Annotated in this window: 15 protein-coding genes and 1 riboswitch; of the genes, 11 read left to right on the top strand and 4 right to left on the bottom strand. The window is 43.7% G+C overall.

The features are described from left to right. Positions 1–13 precede the first annotated feature (13 nt). A riboswitch (SAM riboswitch) is annotated at positions 14–123 on the bottom strand. A gap of 165 nt (positions 124–288) precedes the next feature. Continuing rightward, entirely contained in the window at positions 289–411 is a 123-nt protein-coding gene (locus tag EJA10_RS24100; RefSeq protein ID WP_170169177.1) for a M4 family metallopeptidase, read from the bottom strand. Positions 412–491: 80 nt separating this feature from the next. Between EJA10_RS24100 and EJA10_RS17355 the strand changes: the two genes are divergently transcribed. The 6 genes from EJA10_RS17355 to EJA10_RS17330 all read left to right on the top strand — a co-directional run bounded on the left by EJA10_RS17355 (position 492) and on the right by EJA10_RS17330 (position 5,139). After that, a complete protein-coding gene (locus EJA10_RS17355) occupies positions 492–740 on the top strand; it encodes a gas vesicle protein K (RefSeq protein WP_125481284.1) in 249 nt (82 codons plus the stop codon). Positions 741–759: 19 nt separating this feature from the next. Beyond that, positions 760–1,137, top strand: a complete 378-nt coding sequence (locus EJA10_RS17350) for a gas vesicle protein (protein WP_125481283.1) — start codon at positions 760–762, stop codon at positions 1,135–1,137. A gap of 181 nt (positions 1,138–1,318) precedes the next feature. After that, a complete protein-coding gene (locus EJA10_RS17345; RefSeq protein WP_125481282.1) occupies positions 1,319–3,061 on the top strand; it encodes a carbon starvation CstA family protein in 1,743 nt (580 codons plus the stop codon). Positions 3,062–3,123: 62 nt separating this feature from the next. Further along, on the top strand, positions 3,124–3,387 hold the full coding sequence (locus EJA10_RS17340) for a cory-CC-star protein (protein ID WP_211340591.1): 264 nt from the start codon (positions 3,124–3,126) through the stop codon (positions 3,385–3,387). Positions 3,388–3,398: 11 nt separating this feature from the next. Further along, the gene (locus EJA10_RS17335; protein WP_425462106.1) at positions 3,399–4,349 is read left to right on the top strand and encodes an ArsA family ATPase; all 951 of its coding nucleotides are present in this window, start codon (positions 3,399–3,401) and stop codon (positions 4,347–4,349) included. 112 nt (positions 4,350–4,461) lie between these two features. Continuing rightward, complete coding sequence (locus tag EJA10_RS17330; protein ID WP_125481281.1) at positions 4,462–5,139, top strand: hypothetical protein; 678 nt, start codon at positions 4,462–4,464, stop codon at positions 5,137–5,139. 83 nt (positions 5,140–5,222) lie between these two features. Here the strand turns inward: EJA10_RS17330 and EJA10_RS17325 are convergent, their stop codons facing one another. Next, entirely contained in the window at positions 5,223–5,999 is a 777-nt protein-coding gene (locus EJA10_RS17325) for a hypothetical protein (RefSeq protein ID WP_125481280.1), read from the bottom strand. Continuing rightward, positions 5,989–6,156 (bottom strand): hypothetical protein, encoded by a 168-nt coding sequence (locus EJA10_RS23500; protein ID WP_170169176.1) that lies wholly within the window; start codon positions 6,154–6,156, stop codon positions 5,989–5,991. Before EJA10_RS23500 ends, EJA10_RS17325 begins: the two co-directional genes overlap by 11 nt. 139 nt (positions 6,157–6,295) lie before the next feature. Between EJA10_RS23500 and EJA10_RS17320 the strand changes: the two genes are divergently transcribed. The 3 genes from EJA10_RS17320 to EJA10_RS17310 all read left to right on the top strand — a co-directional run bounded on the left by EJA10_RS17320 (position 6,296) and on the right by EJA10_RS17310 (position 9,134). Further along, complete coding sequence (locus EJA10_RS17320; RefSeq protein ID WP_170169175.1) at positions 6,296–7,543, top strand: ATP-binding protein; 1,248 nt, start codon at positions 6,296–6,298, stop codon at positions 7,541–7,543. Positions 7,544–7,826: 283 nt separating this feature from the next. After that, complete coding sequence (locus tag EJA10_RS17315) at positions 7,827–8,027, top strand: cold-shock protein (protein ID WP_102262795.1); 201 nt, start codon at positions 7,827–7,829, stop codon at positions 8,025–8,027. Positions 8,028–8,165: 138 nt separating this feature from the next. Then, entirely contained in the window at positions 8,166–9,134 is a 969-nt protein-coding gene (locus EJA10_RS17310; protein WP_125481278.1) for a glycine-rich domain-containing protein, read from the top strand. A 100-nt stretch (positions 9,135–9,234) separates the two neighbouring features. Here the strand turns inward: EJA10_RS17310 and EJA10_RS17305 are convergent, their stop codons facing one another. Beyond that, positions 9,235–10,077 carry an STAS domain-containing protein gene (locus EJA10_RS17305; RefSeq protein WP_125481277.1) on the bottom strand — a complete coding sequence of 281 codons (843 nt, stop codon included), beginning with the start codon at positions 10,075–10,077 and terminating at the stop codon, positions 9,235–9,237. 298 nt (positions 10,078–10,375) lie between these two features. On the opposite strand from EJA10_RS17305, the gene EJA10_RS17300 reads away from it, so the two are divergent. Further along, positions 10,376–11,521, top strand: coding sequence for an exonuclease SbcCD subunit D (locus EJA10_RS17300; protein WP_125481276.1), 1,146 nt, complete (start codon positions 10,376–10,378; stop codon positions 11,519–11,521). Next, positions 11,518–14,655, top strand: coding sequence for an SbcC/MukB-like Walker B domain-containing protein (locus tag EJA10_RS17295; RefSeq protein WP_125481275.1), 3,138 nt, complete (start codon positions 11,518–11,520; stop codon positions 14,653–14,655). The genes EJA10_RS17300 and EJA10_RS17295 overlap by 4 nt, the downstream gene beginning before the upstream one ends. Positions 14,656–14,709: the final 54 nt, after the last annotated feature.

Here is a 14,709-nt window from a genome sequence, read left to right as displayed (position 1 = left end):
CGTATAGTCATTCTTCTTATCTGCCAAGTTCTAAAACTTGCTGGAATTAGCACCTTTTCAACTGAACGTTGATGGTTGCTGAAGCTTCACAGGGCCAGGACCCTCTGCCTCTCTGGATAAGAATATAAATAATTATTAAATTTCTCTAAATATTACATATGTTCAAACAAAATGTCAACAATTTATTAACGTATTAAAGTGCAAAATATAAAACAATTAAATTGAAACTACCTATTTTTAAAAAGACTGACCCGAAAATACGAGCCAGTCTCTTAAAATAGTCTTCTATTAATTCACGCCAATGGCATCGAATGCTTTGTTCACTGCGTTTACTTCTTCAGATGCCGCACCATACAGGTCTTTGGCTGCCTGCGAAAATGGGCAGTGATCTTTAGAGATGGAGCAATACAAACCGTTGGAATGCAACCTTTTAATAAATTAACTAGTTTGATTGACGTTTTGGTGCAGAAGTCTGGGCGTTAAGAATTCGCATGCTTTATGACGCATGTAAAACGGCAACAATCAAATTGGTCCTGACAATAATAGAACTTATTCGTCAACTAATGGAAAGACAGGCAATGAGGAGAGTTGATAACGACTCTCTTACTGATGAGCAATTGGAGGAATTGGGGATAACCTTGATGAAATTAGAAGAAAAAATGGAAGAATTAAAGAAAGTGTTTGGACTGGAAGATGAAGATATAAATATAGAGTTAGGTCCCCTTGGAAAATTGATGTGATGGAAAGGAGAGAAGAAGCGTGTCCTATCATCATACACCGCAGTCGAGCAATTTGCTCGAGGTACTGGAAAAAATCCTGGACAAAGGAGTCGTCATAGCCGGAGACATAAAAATTTCGCTGGCTGATGTCGATCTTCTCACAATTAAAATCAGGCTCCTCGTAGCTTCTGTGGATAAAGCAAAAGAAATTGGCATGGACTGGTGGGAATCAGATCCATATTATTCTTCTAAATCGAGAAAAATAGTCCGGGAACAGGAGCATGCCGAACTGGTAGAGAAGATTGACCGGCTTGAGCAGTTACTGGAAAACCAAGCCCCTCATCAGCTTACCCTGCCGGATGCTGTGCCCGCCGAGCCCATTTATAGCGTTGGAAAGAAACCGGATTCTGTGGAGTAAAGGAATATGACTATACCGCCATTCTTGCGGTATTTTTTTTATTTAATTGGAATAGCAGGCTACATACTTAGTGAATGTCAATTTTTTTCACAAATACTTTCAGAATTTATTGACTAATCAGCCAATATATTTTTATTATTAAGTTGTAAGACCAGCTCATATATAAAGGAGGTTGAAGTAAATGAATTCATTATGGTTGGCTGTAATAGGAGTGAGCGTTTTTGCGATCGGCTACCGCTTCTATTCAAAATGGGTGGCAGAAAAAATTTATCGCCTTGACCCGAATTATGTTACACCAGCGCACCAGTATTCAGATGGAGTGGATTTTGTCCCAACGAAGAAAATGATACTGTGGGGACACCATTTTACTTCCGTAGCCGGAGCTGCACCGATTGTTGGTCCTGCCATTGCGGTATATTGGGGATGGCTGCCGGCTTTCCTCTGGGTAACACTTGGTACAGTATTTGCAGCAGGGGTACACGATTTTGGTACTCTCGTTCTTTCGGTAAGAAACAAGGGGCAGTCTGTCGGGACGATTACGAACAAGCTGATCGGCAAGCGCGCAAAAATCATGTTCTTATTCATCATCTTAATTCTTGTTTTGATGGTAAACGCCGTTTTTGCCTGGGTAATCGCGAACCTGTTTGTCAGTTTCCCTGCAAGCGTCCTGTCTGTATTCCTTCAGATTCCGCTTGCCATCTGGATTGGCTACGCGGTGTATAAAAGGAAGAAAGGCATGCTTGTCCCTTCCTTAATCGCGCTCGCGGTCATGTATGGCGCAGCTGTACTTGCAAGCCGTGTGCCAGCGATGCAGATTGACCTGGTCAGGTATTTCGGCGGTGCAGACAATACAGTCATGTTTGGACTGAATGGTGTATCAATGGCATTCCTGGTCTGGATTGTCGTCCTAATGGTATACGTTTATATCGCTTCCACTTTACCTGTATGGAAGTTATTGCAGCCGCGTGACTACATCAATTCCCATCAGCTGGTTGTTGGTTTGTTCATTTTATATGCAGGCTTGATTTTCCTTCAGCCAAAGGTCACTGCACCTGCGTTGAATGCGGCGGCTACTGATGTATCGTGGTTCCCGCTATTGTTCATCACGATTGCCTGCGGAGCGATTTCAGGTTTCCATGGACTCGTTTCTTCCGGAACATCGTCGAAGCAGCTTGATAAAGAAACAGAGGCCCGTTTTGTCGGCTATTTGGGAGCAGTTGGAGAAGGGGTTCTTGCCCTCATCGCGATCATTGCGGTTGTAACCGTATTCGCCACTAAGGCAGACTTTACCGCTGCCTACTCGAGCTTTGCGGCTGCAAGCTCTGGAGGCCTTGGCAACTTCATCAATGGAGCAGCTCAGCTTGCAACAGGGATCTGGATTCCGGCAGATATCGCAAGAACAATTGTTTCCATCATTGTAGTGAGCTTCGCAGCTACTACATTGGACACATCCGTCCGTTTGATGCGATACATCATTTCTGAGATTGGCAGTGAATACAATGTACAGGCGCTCACGAAGATGCACGTGGCAACAACAGTCGCGGTAGTATCAAGTGCGGCACTTGTCCTGCTGCCAAAAGGTCCGAACGGTTTCGGCTCTGGCGGATACCTATTATGGCCATTGTTCGGAACAAGCAACCAGTTGCTTGCAGGAGTAAGCTTGCTCCTAATCTCCATCTGGCTGAAACGCCAGGGAAGGAACTACCTGGTAACCTTCATTCCGATGGTGTTTGTCTTCTTCATGACCCTCTGGGCAATGATTCAGCAGGTCGTGTTCCAGTGGTCAGGATATGGAAGCAGTGACATGAACATGCTTCTTTTCGGAATCGGCGGACTGATCCTCATCTTTGTGTTCTGGATCATCCTCGAGGCGGTTGCAGCATTCAGCAAGAACAATCCTCCGCCACTAAGCAAGGAAATGTAAATGGAAAATTTAGAGGCCGGGCACCCGGTCTCTATTGTCATTTTTAAAAAGGAGGATACACCATGAGCTTGATACAGCAATTCAAACGTGCCCTGGCCGTTTATGATGAGATTCTCAGGCTGCCGCACAAATCTGAGATTGCCCGTGAATTAAGGGACGAAGAAGATTTGTTCATGCTTCTCTGTTTCTCGGAAATGCTTGGCCTGCCGAATCCAGCCTTTTATTATACACTGGAGTTATATCCGGCCATCATTGAACGATTCCATGAGTGGCACCTGAGGGCGGGCATGGAGAAATCCCCGCTTGATGGGATCCGCTGCTGTTAGGAGGTAACATCATGTTAATGGAAAAAAAGATTTATTTTATCGGAGGGAAGGGCGGAGTGGGCAAAAGCACTACTTCTGCAGCCATGGCACTTCTCCTTTCGCAAAAAGGGAAAAAGGTACTGCTTGTTTCAACCGACCCTGCCCATAATTCCGGAGATTTATTTCATAAGGACTTAAGCGGAGGTAAAATTCAGAGTGTTGCTGAAAACCTTGATGTTCTTGAAATTGATTCTGAACAAGAATCAAGAAAGTATATCAATGGGGTAAAGGGGAATTTAAAGGGGCTCGTAAAAGCGACGATGCTTGACGAAGTCAACCGTCAAATCGATATGGCTGCCTCCTCTCCAGGGGCAGAAGAAGCGGCTTTGTTCGACCGGATTACCTCTTTGATCCTCGAGGAAATTTCTCATTATGACACAATCGTTTTTGATACGGCTCCAACAGGGCATACAATCAGATTATTAACACTTCCTGAGCTGATGGGAGTGTGGATGGACGGGCTTCTTGAACGCAGGAAAAAGACGAATGAGAATTATGCCCAATGGATGAACGATGGGGAAATCGCTGAGGATCCTATCTATGAAAAATTGAATGAACGGAAAAATCGTTTTATGCGTGTAAGGGAAATTTTATTGGATAACTCACAAACAGAGTATGTTTTCGTCCTTAATGCTGAACGGCTGCCGATCCTGGAGACAGGGAAAGCAATCGATACGTTGCATAAGCATGGGCTTCACGTCAACTCCATTGTGGTGAATAAAGTCATTCCAGAAGATGCGGATGGACGTTTTATGGAACTAAGAAGGACCAATGAGCGGGTATACCTGGAAGAAATCCAGCAAAAATTCACACATCAAAGACAATTATTCCTTCCGCTGCTCGAGCACGATATTTCGAGTCTTGATGCCCTTGAACAGATTGCCGGTATTCTCGGCAAACAGGTGGCGGCATTTATAAAATAAGTTTTTAACTGGGCATTTAAGGTTATATAAAATAGGGATAATCCATTCCTATTCTACGAATACTACCAGTATTTCAAAGCTTTAATCCGGGCAAATTTCAGGGGGATGAACAATGAGGCGAATCTATCCAGGATCGATTACATCATATAGTCAATTTGGACATTTGAAGGTGCCCAAAAGTGTCAAAGCTGTATGTCCTGAGTGCCGGAAAAAGGTCGACTTTGTTTTGAAGTCCACTTACCAGAGCAGCAAGCATGGATTGATGACAGAAAGCAGCTGTCCCTCATGCAAACATAGTGCTCCTTTTATCATCATCATGAAGGAAAGGGAAGAACACCCTGACGTATACATATATGACCCGAAGACGATGACCCATCCGCTTAACCAGATCGAGCAGCTGCCGAGGATCCCCGAAGAGCTTGTCAGGGCATACAAGTCTGCTGTCAATGTTCATCAATCCAAGGAGAATTCTGCAACTGCTGTACTGGCCAAACGGGTGATTGAAAATATACTGAAGCATTTTCTTTCGGAGCAAGGGAGGGGCTTGACACTTGAGCAGCAATTCAAAGTCCTGCCTGAACATATTGACCTTGTAAAACCGGTTTCTTCACTAAGTCCGCTGCTCGCATCCGATGGCGCACTGCATCAGATGCTTGAGCTGGAAATGGATTTGGATGACGAGATGGCCGAATTAATCATGGACTTGCTTGAGGACCTGATTCAGTACTTATTTGTGCTGCCAGGAAAAATCGAAATTACCCACAATCTGATTGAAAAGAAATTGGACTGAATGCCGGCAGCTTTCTTGGGAGAGCTGCTTTATTTTTGCATCACCTGGGAACCAATAAAACTAGGAAGGTGAAATTCCTTCATTTAAGGTGCCGCAATCTTCATCCATTTCATAAAATCATCGCGATTATTCGCTTGATAAAGAATTTTTTCATGATTAAAAATTGCGTAGTAAGGGAGGCTGTAGATTTCGAGCCCCGGAAACATTTGCTGTGCATCCTGCAAATTATTGACTTGAACGGATTGAGCTTTATGAATATGGTGGTTATTCACTTCCTGTAGCGCCCAATTCTCCTGCTGAGTATCGCGAGGATAGATTTCCAGTGCAGCCAAGTACCCTTTTTCTTCTGCTAACTGCGCCTGGTAGGGAACCAACTCTTCAATAATGATTGGAAATGTGTAATAAAATTCTTCATCAGCCACAGTGGCACGAATGATCATTGTCCGTTGTCCTGGTATATTATTAAAGGTATAGCTATTAAAAAACATGGGATTGAATGAGTCAACACCCCTTTCCAACCCCCATAAAGCTTCATGGATGGCGACATCATCTATATTGTTTTTTTCAGGGAAGATAATTTCCAATGTACTGAATGGCTTTACTATTGCTGGCAATAAATCATGAAACAGGATTGGGGGCTCATCCTGGTCGATGACTGGTCCAGTACCGTCTTTTGCCCAGTCAAATTGTCCGGATTTAAAGGGAATTTCCTGTCCATCAATGGTAATCTTCGGTTCCGGTATCTCAAAGCCTTTTTCCTGTAAAAGATTATTCACCGGCAGGTGCTGGATCTGGTCAATGATGAAAAAGACAAGAATGGCCACAATGACAAATCCATACGAAAACCATTTACTTCTCAACACTTGTACTCTCCGTATTCAGCATACTTTCAATTTCCTCCTTGGTCGGGGGAATTTGCGGGTTTAAGAATTCTGTTAATCGATCTACCTTCTTATGAAGCCTGACCACATCCAACATAATGAGTACCAGTAAAATAACGATAACCCAGAGCATCATACAATACACCTCCAATGAATTCCTCTATTATTTCCAATATAAAGAAAAATTGAGTTGTTGGATAGAGGTTCGCTAATAATATTTGCGCTTAAGATTGGATTATATTAGTATTTTAATGAATACATATGGTGGTGCTGCAGTGGAAATTACAAAACACTTATTAATGAATCTTTCGCTTTTGCTTGTCTTGCTGTTTTTTACTCAGCTTATAGTCGAAAGGCAAGCGAAGGAAGACAAGCAGGATAGGCTGCAATTATATTATTTTATTTTAGCGATTTTTACTTGTTATGTTTTTACAATCGAAGTCCAGGATGGTATTTGGTTCGATCTGCGTCAGGTTCCTATGATTCTGGGAAGCCTTTATACCGGGCACAGTTTCTTGCTGGCAGTGCTGACTCTGATTATGCGCGGCTTTATGGGGATCAACGATGGCTTCTGGGTGTCCGTGATCGTTTTCATTATCCTTGCTTTTCTCCTGAAAAGGATGCATCCATGGTTCAACAGGCTTTCTTTGAATCAGAGAGTAGGTGTATCCGTTATTCTTACAGTCATGACCTCCCTGGTACTAATCCAATTGGTTGCGGTCGTGAATGTCCCGATTTCGCATACAGAAGCATGGGTAAGCTTTATCTTGATCCCGGCTTTAACAGCAGGATTGGTTAGCTACACAATCGAAACGATCAGGCAGACTGTGATCATTCGGCAAAGGCTGGCTAAGGCGGATAAGATTGAGGCTGTCAGCCATCTAAGCGCAGCGATTTCCCATGAAATCCGAAATCCGCTTACGACGGTAAAAGGCTTCCTGCAGTTGCTTAGAGAACAATCCTACCCTGAAAACAAGAAAAAGGAATTTATAGACATCGCGGTCCAGGAACTTGATCGAGCAGAAGAGGTTATCAATGATTACCTTACCTTTGCAAGACCTGCTTTTGAAAAGGTAGAGGACATTGACATTGAAAAGGAACTAACTCAGGTGATCAATATTCTCAATCCCCTGGCTAACCTGAATGGAGTGGAGGTCAGGAAAAGGTTCACACATGGGTTGCTCATCTCCGGTGAACGCTCCAAATTCCAGCAGGGTTTCATCAATCTCATCAAAAACGCACTTGAAGCGATGCCAAGCGGCGGAGAACTCACTGTACAAACCTTCCTTACTGGCAATGTGGCACATATCGTTGTAAAAGATACAGGTGTCGGCATGACAGAAGAGCAGGTCGCACGTCTAGGTGAACCATATTACACAACAAAAGGCCAGCAGGGAACAGGCCTTGGCATGATGGTCACCTTCAGCATCATACGGGCTATGAAAGGAAAGGTAGAAATAAAAAGCCAGCCCGGAAATGGAACCACCTTCCACATAAGATTCAGTACGTCCATTGTGGAATAAGCTGAGAATCCTTCAGAAAAATGGGGGATTTTTTCTTTTTCTATGCATGGTAAATCCTCCTCGAACGCCGTCCTAATAAGGATGGAAGGTATGCCACTTGTTGACATTTTCAACCATTATTGCTATATTTATGTTAGCCAATTGCACGTTATGGGCATCATGAAATTTGCTTGTTCTGATGTTTTGCCGACGTTTGAATGAGTCAGGTATGAGGAACTGGACGTTGTGATTCGCTAAAATTTCAATCATGGCTTGTTCGGCCGCTTTAGGAGGATTTAGTTACATGAAAAACGGTAAAGTAAAATGGTTCAACGCTGAAAAAGGTTTCGGATTCATTGAAGCTGAAGACGGCAATGATGTATTTGTCCACTACTCTGCTATTCAAACAGAAGGATTCAAAACGTTGGAAGAAGGCCAGGAAGTCACTTTCGAAGTCGTTGAAGGTGCCCGTGGACCGCAAGCAGCAAACGTTACTAAACTATAATCCTATAAAATTAGACGCTATAGCCCAGCCACTACTGGCTGGGCTATTTTTATCAACAAAATCCATATTTATGAAACTTTTCCAATTTCTCTAACGTAATATCAGTAACAATGAAACCTGAAGGAGAGGTGCAAAAACATGGGTGTTTTTATCGTCATTGCCGTAGGTGCTGGGATTCTTTTCGCTGTCGTATATGGTTCAAAAAGCAGCAACAAAAAGAAAGTCTGGTTAAAGGAGAACATTCCTGATCACCTCGGCCTGCTGCAGGATGTACCTGCCCAAGAACTGTTGAATAAACTGGAAGCCTCACTTTCTTATGAGTACATCAACCAGGTGAAAATCCGGTTTTTAAGCGATCATCCTGAAATAAGCGAAGATGAATTTGAGTGGCGTTTATTTGAACTCAAGCGTTATTTCTTATTAAATTCCATCATGCATCATACCCCGATGTTCAGCAATAAGGTCGATGAAATCTGGCATGAAATGCTGATGTTCACGAAGCAGTACGAAACATTTTCCGTAAAGTATCTCGGAAAAATGCTGCACCATACTCCCAACCTCGAGCCAGAGCCGGCTCCGCAGGAACGGGCATTTTTTGATTGGGTTTTCTCACAGCTGTTCGAGATCACAGAATATTCCTGGCAAGCCTGGGGCGATTTCTTTCATTACCCAATAAATCGCAATGTCCTAAAAGACGTCGAAACCTTGGATGATGAGCAGCTGAAACAGAAATACTTCAAAGTGACGGAAGAAAACGAGGAGCTGATTGACTATTTGGTCAGCCAGCTGCGAACTCACCTGAACAGCACACAGCAGATTTACAATATCGATAAAAAAGGGAAGTTTGAAAGACCGGCACGATATGGCGATTTATCCGGGCTTTCTGCGATGATGGTGTTTTACTCTTATTTTTATTTTGACGACTATTGGGTGTACGCCAAGGAATACGCCTATGCAGGCAACGTGCAAGGAACATCAGGATGCAGTGCCGTTTTCTGTGGGTCGGGAGGGGTTAAGGATTCCAACCATGCTGATGCAGGGCACACATGCTCTGGGAGCTGCTCATCAAGCAGCTGCTCCAGCTGTGGAGGAGGATGTTCATCATAAAAGTCTTATTGAAGCAATTGCACTGCGATTTGCGAATCATCATCGGGGCAATAATCCAGTATAAATAGCTTTAGAAAAAAACCTGCTGAAAAGCAGGTTTTTAACGTTGGATCATTTTTTTAATCACACTTTGAAGATTGCCTTCTGTCTTGATATTAGCAAAGTCAATTCCCAGCTGTACTGATGTTTGTGCTACTTCAGGCCTGATCCCGGTTACGATTGTCTGCACACCGAGCAACTTAAGTGCATCCATCAATTTGAAGATTTGATGCGCCACCATCGTGTCGACCATTACCACACCTGACAAATCGAGAATCAGGGTATTGATCCTGGCTTCTATGCTTTGTGTAAGAGTAGATTCCATCAGGTTTTTTGCTCTGGTTGTATCAATCTCACCAATTAGAGGAAGCAGGCCGATTTCTTTTGTCAACGTGATGACTGGAGCGCTTAATTCCTTGATCAATGAAGCTTGTGAAGCCAGGCGGCCCATCAGAATATCCATAAAAACAATAATGAATGTCTCAAAAACGTAGTCTAGTGTATAGTTCAGTTTTTTCTCCCATGTAAAAACATCGTCAAGTGTAATGGCCAAATCCGTTTGCTTCACGAATTTTTGGATGTACTCCCAATAAACTCTGCGGAATACACCTGAATTCCAGGCTACTTCCGTAAGCTCCGTTTTGGATTTGATTCGGTCCGCGGCAGTCTGACTTGTCCAGGCAGAAATTGTCCCCTTCATCTCATCCTCAGTCTGCAAAAGGGATTTCGCGACAAGGCGGACATAATTTGAATTCTGTTCCTTCACCTTTTTCATTACATCGGATGGGGCATCTGCTGAATAATCAGAGCCTGTCTTTATTTTTTGGCGTTTGAGCCAGTCTTCCGTAAAATTGGCAGCGTGATCGACAAGAAACTGATACAAAGCTTCCGTTTTTTGATCCATGAAAATTTCCCCGCTTTATTATTATTCATTAGCTATATTGTTGAAGACAGAAGTCCAAAAGTCAAATTTAAGTGTTCTCCGTTCGTTAACCTTTTTAACACTGTCAGAAGGTTGAAAAGGAAAAATAAGGTAGTAATTATTGTGCAGGTTTGATAGAATTAGAACAAGCGTTCCGATAATGGTTTCCTGATTTTGAATGCCACATACTTTTTTGAGTCTGATATAATAGTAGCATTGTAAAAAATGATATCAGATTTCATTTATATAGATTGAAAATATAGAAACAGGGGGGATTGGAATGAAGTTTATCCACACGGGGGACTGGCATCTAGGAAAGCTTGTCCATGGGATGTACATGACGGAGGACCAGCGGGAGGTGCTGAATCAATTTGTCGAGCTGGTAGCCGAGGAACAGCCAGATGCAGTTGTGATTGCAGGTGATCTCTATGATCGGTCAGTACCGCCAACGGATGCAGTCGAGCTTCTCGATGAAGTGCTTTTCAGAATCAACGTTGACCTTAATACACCAGTAGTTGCGATCGCAGGCAACCATGACAGTGCAGAACGTCTGTCCTTCGGAAGCTCCTGGTATCGGCATAACCATTTTTACCTTACCGGAAAGCTGTCGAACAACTTTCAGCCAGTACATATCAATGGCGTGAACTTCTACCTTGTTCCTTATGCTGAGCCTGGCGTAGTACGTCATTTGCTTGACGATTCCTCCATTCATTCTCACCAGGATGCCATGAAGGCCGTCATCGGGAAGATTGAAGAAAATCTAAATCCGAACGAGGCGAATGTTTTCGTAGGACATGCTTTTGTCCTTGGAGGTGATTCTTGTGATTCAGAGCGTACATTGTCTGTTGGAGGTTCTGGTTGTGTGACACAGGATCTGTTTGACCCTTTTGCGTTCACAGCACTGGGCCATCTTCATAGCCCTGATGCAATAAGGCATGACAGAATAAGGTATTCTGGTTCTTTATTAAAGTATTCTTTTTCTGAGGCCAAGCAGCGAAAGTCCGTTTCCATCGTCGAAATGAATGAAAATGGAACGTTCAATATGCGATATCGAAGCCTGAAGCCGAAACAGGATATGAGGGAGCTGGAAGGGCATCTCGAACAGCTACTGGATCCTTCATTCTATGAAAAAGAAAATATCCATGATTATCTAAAAGTGACCCTGCTTGACGATGGCGCGATGATAGACCCGATGGGAAAGCTTCGCCAGGTGTTTCCGAACGTCTTGCATTTAGAACGCAAAATCGAGTCTTTGGACCAAAAGCATAAACAAAACTTCACATCCATCAGGGAAGAGAAAAAGACGGAACTGGAACTTTTCGAACAATTTTACAAGGAAATGACGACCAGCGAGTTCACTGGTGACAAAAGGGATTTGATGGCTGGTGTAATCAATCAGGTACTTAAGGAGGAGGGACAAAAATGAAGCCTCTGAAACTGACGATGCAGGCATTCGGCCCGTATGCCGGAACGGAAACCATCGATTTCAGCCAGCTGGAAAACAGGACAATGTTCGTGATCTCAGGTAAAACTGGATCAGGTAAGACGACTATATTTGACGGCATCTCTTATGCGATATACGGCAAAGCAAGCGGAGAAGACCGAAATGGCCCGGACCTGAGAAGCCAGTTTGCTGACGATGACCTGTTGACTGAAGTATCACTGGATTTTTCCCTGCGCCAAAAAACGTACCGAATCACCCGGTCACCGCAACAGGAACGGAAGAAGAAGAGCGGCGATGGTACAACAACAGTCGGTGCCAAGGCGGAACTGCACTTAATCGATGAAGATGGAAAACTACAACTGCTTGCATCCAATGTGCGAGAAGTTGATGAGAAGATCAAGGAAATCATGATCATTGACAGCAATCAGTTCAGGCAGATCCTGATGATTCCCCAGGGTGAATTCCGAAAACTTCTTACATCAGACAGTAAGGAGAAGGAAGTGATCTTGCAGAGGCTTTTCCATACTGAAATTTTTAAGCGTGTGGAAGAAAAACTTAAGGAAGAAGCGAATCTATTAAAAAAGTCGGTTGAGGATCAGGAAGAAAAAAGGAACTCGGCCCTTCGGGGGATTAAAGCACTGGAGATTCCTCAATTAAGAGAATACGTGGAAGCTGGAAGTGTGAACGATGTCATTCTCCTGCCCCTCTTAAAAAACGAGATAGAGGCAATGGCAGTGAAGCTGGAACAGCTAAACACGGAACGTGAGCAGCTTCAAAAAGAACGGGACCAGATGCAGCAGCGCATTTTCGAGGCGGAGACAACTTTAAAACAAATCCAGTCTCTGGAATCACTAAAGCAGACAAAAGAAAAGCTTGAACACGAAAAAGGGCTTTATATCGAAAAAGAAAAGCAAGCTGAGCTGGCAAAGAAGGCTGCCATACTCGATGCACAAGAACAGCTATGTCACAGCCTAAGGGCTGATAGCGATGTACTGGCAAAACAGGTCAAGGAAATCTCACAAAAGATTGAGATATTAACAGGAAAGCTTAAAGATGCCGAATTGGAACATCAAAACCAGCTTGACCGCGAACCAGAACGCATTGCTGCTGCCGAACATGTCAGTAAGCTGGAACACATGAAGGAAGATGTACAGATATTTGCCAGCGTTGCTGAAAGTGTGGAAAAATTAAAGAAATCGATTGAAGAGACAAAGAACCTCCGTGAGCATGATGAAAAAGCAGTTAAAGCAGCAGATGAGCGCATTTTAGCACTTAAAGTTGAAAAAGAAGAGGCTGAAAAGGCCCAAATTCTGTTCCTGGAAAATGACAGGAAATTGGAGAAGCTGGATGGTGAATTGGACAAGTTGAGAAGGCTGGAAGCACATCTTTTAAAATTTGAACATGCCAGCTCAGGTTGTGAAAAGCGAAAGAGTGCCTACGAGCAGGCAATAGCCAGGCTTGAAGACGGCAAAGCACTGGTTGCTGATTTAGAACAGAAATGGCTGCAGTCTCAGGCTGCCGTTCTGGCTGCTTCATTAAAGAATGGAGAAGCATGTCCTGTTTGCGGGTCCGATCATCACCCATCACCGGCTTCTTCCGGGGAAGGCTTCATCCCTGATGAAAAAGACCTTAAAGCGAGTAGGGAGCAGGTATTGGCGCTCGAGAAAGAAAAGAGCCTTGCTGAAAAGACTTTTATTGAAGCTGAGACATTATTGAAATCATTATCCGAAGCTAAAGAAGAAATGTTAGCCGACATTGTAAAGCAGAGGCCAGCATTACAGATCGACTTTTTGTTCGATGAAATCAAGATTACCGAAAGTGATCTTGATAAGCTGAAAAAGGAGCAAAGTCAAATCACTGTTAAGTTGCAGCGGCTTGAGAAAATAAAAGCAGAGTTAAAGAGATTCGAAGACGGAAAAGATAAACTGCAACAAAAGCTGAAAGAACTGGAAGAAGGGTATCAGCAGCTGGTGATTCAATATACAGAAAAGAAGACAACTTTGGAGGGAATGACCAAAAAGATTCCTGCAGAACTGCGCTCCCTTCACGAATTCAATGTGAAGCTGCAAACTGCGATTCGCCTGCAGAAACAGTTTGAATTTGAGCTGGAGCAGTCACGGAAAACCTTCCAGGACGCCAAAGAACAGCTGGGATCAGTAAAGGCGCGTGGAGAAGAAGCGGAAAAGCGATTGCAGGATACGAATGAGAAACTCGCTGCTGAACGGGAAACCTTCAAGAATAACATGAATGCGCAGGGGTTTGAATCGTACCAATTCTATCAGCAGGCGAAATTGCCTCAACATGAAATCCAGCAGCTTGATGTGCAAATCAGGAATTACCGAGAAGAAGTCCGCTCGGTATCAGACAGATATACTGAGCTCTCAGCCATGCTGAAGGACATCAAAAAGCCAGACATGGAAGCTTTGCAAACCGAATTTGCTCAGTTGAAGGTTAAGATCCAGACAGCAGATGAAGCCTATCAGGATCTAAATCTAAAAAAACGAGATAACCAAACGATCCTGGAGCAAGTGGAAGCATTAAATGAACAGATGAAGGTGCTTGAAGAAAAATACAAGCTCATCGGGCATCTGTATGAAATCTCGAAGGGGCAGAACACGTACAGGATTACATTTGAACGCTTTGTACTTGCAGCATTCCTGGATGATATCCTTGCTGAGGCGAATATCAGGCTGAACAAGATGACAAGCGGCCGCTACCTTCTCTTAAGGAAAACGGACCGCTCAAAAGGAAATGTCCAAAGTGGTCTAGAGCTGCTGGTCCAGGATGCTTATACTGGACAGGAGCGGCACGTCAAGACTTTGTCAGGCGGAGAAAGCTTTAAAGCAGCGTTATCACTTGCGCTGGGACTGGCAGACGTCGTTCAGAACTATGCAGGCGGAGTCTCGCTGGAAACGATGTTCATTGATGAAGGATTCGGAACACTCGATCCTGAGTCACTTGACCAGGCGATTGAAGCGCTGATTGATATCCAGAGCAGCGGCCGCCTTGTGGGCATCATTTCCCATGTGCCTGAGCTGAAGGAACGGATTGATGCCAGGCTGGAAGTCATTTCTACTCAAAGCGGCAGTAAAACAGAATTTGTATTGATGAATTAACGCCAGGAATACAGCATCGAACGTGATGCTGTATTTTAGCGATTATATAGACAG

It is taken from the genome of Mesobacillus subterraneus, assembly GCF_003937825.1.
In the GTDB taxonomy this organism is placed as follows: Bacteria; Bacillota; Bacilli; order Bacillales; family Cytobacillaceae; genus Mesobacillus; species Mesobacillus subterraneus.
Note: the sequence above shows the minus strand (reverse complement) of the source record. Positions and strands in the feature narration are given on the sequence as shown.

Bases quoted from the DNA above. Each gene is read 5' to 3' on its own strand.
- EJA10_RS17335 (WP_425462106.1), top strand. From the start codon at position 3,399: ATGTTAATGGAAAAAAAGATTTATTTTATCGGAGGGAAGGGCGGAGTG.
- EJA10_RS17355 (WP_125481284.1), top strand. From the start codon at position 492: ATGCTTTATGACGCATGTAAAACGGCAACAATCAAATTGGTCCTGACA.
- EJA10_RS17300 (WP_125481276.1), top strand. From the start codon at position 10,376: ATGAAGTTTATCCACACGGGGGACTGGCATCTAGGAAAGCTTGTCCAT.
- EJA10_RS17345 (WP_125481282.1), top strand. From the start codon at position 1,319: ATGAATTCATTATGGTTGGCTGTAATAGGAGTGAGCGTTTTTGCGATC.
- EJA10_RS23500 (WP_170169176.1), bottom strand. From the start codon at position 6,156: ATGATGCTCTGGGTTATCGTTATTTTACTGGTACTCATTATGTTGGAT.
- EJA10_RS17295 (WP_125481275.1), top strand. From the start codon at position 11,518: ATGAAGCCTCTGAAACTGACGATGCAGGCATTCGGCCCGTATGCCGGA.
- EJA10_RS17310 (WP_125481278.1), top strand. From the start codon at position 8,166: ATGGGTGTTTTTATCGTCATTGCCGTAGGTGCTGGGATTCTTTTCGCT.
- EJA10_RS17340 (WP_211340591.1), top strand. From the start codon at position 3,124: ATGAGCTTGATACAGCAATTCAAACGTGCCCTGGCCGTTTATGATGAG.
- EJA10_RS17315 (WP_102262795.1), top strand. From the start codon at position 7,827: ATGAAAAACGGTAAAGTAAAATGGTTCAACGCTGAAAAAGGTTTCGGA.
- EJA10_RS17330 (WP_125481281.1), top strand. From the start codon at position 4,462: ATGAGGCGAATCTATCCAGGATCGATTACATCATATAGTCAATTTGGA.
- EJA10_RS17305 (WP_125481277.1), bottom strand. From the start codon at position 10,077: ATGGATCAAAAAACGGAAGCTTTGTATCAGTTTCTTGTCGATCACGCT.